Origin of the sequence: Collinsella sp. HCP28S3_B9 (genome assembly GCF_052066095.1) — a bacterium.
Lineage (GTDB): Bacteria > Actinomycetota > Coriobacteriia > Coriobacteriales > Coriobacteriaceae > Collinsella.
Genome location: NZ_JBQHST010000053.1, coordinates 1 through 2,755 on the forward strand (window position 1 = coordinate 1; position 2,755 = coordinate 2,755).

At 66.1% G+C, this 2,755-nt stretch carries 1 protein-coding gene and 1 pseudogene; both read left to right on the plus strand.

Annotated features, from left to right (window positions below):
• The first annotated feature begins 449 nt into the window (after positions 1–449).
• Entirely contained in the window at positions 450–2,096 is a 1,647-nt protein-coding gene (locus ACTNBB_RS08975; protein ID WP_441057960.1) for a C39 family peptidase, read from the plus strand.
• A 30-nt stretch (positions 2,097–2,126) separates the two neighbouring features.
• A pseudogene (locus ACTNBB_RS08980) lies at positions 2,127–2,755 on the plus strand (hypothetical protein); the annotation flags it as partial.

The following is a 2,755-nucleotide window of genomic DNA, read 5'->3' on the forward strand; positions in this document are numbered from 1 at the left end:
GCGGGGGGACATAGGAGGGGGGGGCCGGGGCCTGTGTGGTGTTTGCAATGCCCGTAGAGGCAGTCGTGGTCTTGAAGGACCCCACGGGGGCCCCCCCCCGGGCCCCGGCGGGGGGCCCCTTCCGCGGCGCCGGCGAGCGCCTGTCGGGGTCGGCGCTCTCCGTCTCCGGCTCGCCGGCGGGCTCGTCGTCCTCCGGCGGGGTCCTGACGCTCGGCTCCGAGGGCGGCCCCGCGCTGGGCTCCGTCGCCGCCGTCGTCGACAACCTCGAGTCCGACGGGTCGGTCTGCTACCGCGGCCTCCTGCTCGGCTCCGGCTGGCAGGGGGAGTCCAGCTCCGACGGGGCGCAGCTAGGCGCCCCGGACGGCGGGTTCCAGCTCAAGGCCGTCCGCTTCGGGCTGTCCGGCGGCCTCGCCGAGCGCTACGACGTCTGGTACCGCTCCTGCGACTCCGTGCGCGGCTGGACCGGCTGGGCGAGCTCCGGCGAGCCCTCCGGCGTCGAGTCGGGCGCCTCGGGCCTCACCGCAGTCCAGGTCGCCCTCGTCGCGAAGGGCGCCGCCGCCCCCGGCCCGACCGAGGGGGCCTTCGTCTCCGGTTCCGCCTCCGGCCCGGCGCTCGTCCTGCAGGGCCATGTCGCGGAGCGCGGCTGGCTGCAGGCGGTGGGCGGCGGCGAGGACGTCGGCACGACCGGCAGGGGCCTCGCGCTCCAGGCGGTGCGCGCCTCCCTCGAGGGGGCGGGCGAGGGGAGCTCCGTCTCCGTCGCGGCCCACGTGGCCGGCATCGGCTGGCAGGACGCCGCCTCCGCCCCCTCCTACGCCGGCACGGTGGGGCAGGGCCGCGCCGTCCAGGCCGTGAGGGTGTCCCTCTCCGGCCCCGTCTCCGATTCCTACGACGTCTGGTACCGCGTCCACGCGGCGGGCTACGGCTGGCTCGGCTGGGCCAAGGACGGCGAGGCCGCGGGCACCGAGGGCCTCGGCGTCCAGGCCGAGGCGCTCCAGGTCGTCCTCGTCGAGAAGGGCGGCGACGCCCCCTCGTCGGGCGCCCCCGCCGAGCTCTCCGCCCCCTCGCTCAGCCTCAGGGCCCACGTCTCGGGCGTCGGCTGGCAGGCCGCCGTCGGCAACGGCGGCACCGCCGGCACCACCGGCCAGGCCCGCGCCGTAGAGGCGATCTCGGCCGAGGTCTCCTCGCCGGTCTCCGGCGGCCTGTCCTACGGCGCCCACGTCGCGGGCATCGGCTGGCAGGACGAGGTCTCGGGCGGCGCCGTGGCCGGCACCACCGGCCAGGGCAGGGCGGTCGAGTGCGTCAAGATGCGCCTGACCGGCGACCTCTCCGAGTACTACGACGTCTGGTACCGCGCCTACGTGCAGGACTACGGCTGGCTCGGGTGGGCGAGCGACGGGGCCCGCGCCGGCACGACCGGCATCGGCTACCGCCTCGAGGCGCTCCAGGTCCGCATCCTCGCGAAGGGCTCGGCGGCGCCGGGTCCCACGGAGGGCGCGTACAGGGATCGCCCCTTGCATCCGAATTCGGTTGTCCTCAACGTTCCTTGCACAATGCAGAATCCTGAGCTTCCGACTGGTTGTGAGTCCGTTGCATTGACTAATGCGCTCAACTATTACGGATTTGGGCTGGGAAAAACCGTCATTGCAGATGCGTATATGCCTAAAAGCAGCTGGAATTTTGTGACGGCGTTTTGGGGTAATCCACATAGCGCTTCGAACGGAAACTGCATATCCGCTCCTGGATTGACCAACACGGCTAATTCTTTTTTGATCAGTCGTGGAAGCAGCTTGCGTGCGTATGACGTCACGGGCACTGGTTTCTATGATCTTTATTCCTATTTGGAAGCCGGACATCCCGTTATCATCTGGTCGACGATAGGTATGCAGAATTTGGGTCGATGCTATGCGACTCAGGCTTACGGTGGAAGGGTTTATAGAACATATACCAATTCTCATACCGTTGTTTTAAGAGGCTTTAATCGTTCCCTGGGTACCGTTTACATTGCGGATTCGCTCTCCGGCTATGTCTCTAATTCTGCTGAACGCATCGCTTCGCTATACTCGCAACGAGGAGTCCAGGCGGTTGTCCTTAAGTAGATTCGTTGATAGATGAAGGAAGGTGGAATCGTGAGACGTCTCTTTGATGTGTCCGTTTCTATTCTCATGGTTGCTGTGTTGTTCGTAAGCCAATCATGGCTTGTGTGCGCTGCATATGCTGATTATTCAATTAACGGATCCGCTGGCTCAAATGACTCCGTCCTTGAAGGTTCGGCTGCCGCACAAGACTGCTCGGTGTCCGAGGAACAAAAATCGGATGATACTCCCAAGAATAGTGAGTCCCAAAACGCGCAGTTGGCTTGCTCCGATGAGGCTAGTGGAGCCACTGCTGCCGATTCAGCCGAAAGCACTCATCTGACCGTCAAAAAAGTAAGCGTTTCTGCTCATGTGCAGAATATTGGCTGGATGAACCCGGTTGGTATGGGCAAGATTGCCGGAACGACGGGCAGAGGCTTGAATCTTGAGGCACTTAAAATTTCAGTTGAAGTGAATGGGGCCTCCTCTCAAGAGCAGGTCGCAAATGCCCTGTCCGTCGAGGCCCACGTCGCCGGCATCGGCTGGCAGCCCGCCGTCGGCAACGGCGGCACCGCCGGCACCACCGGCCAGGCCCGCGCCGTCGAGGCCCTGAGGGTCAGGCTGTCCGCGGACCTGTCGGGTCGCTACACCGTCTGGTACCGCGTCCACTCCGCCGAGTTCGG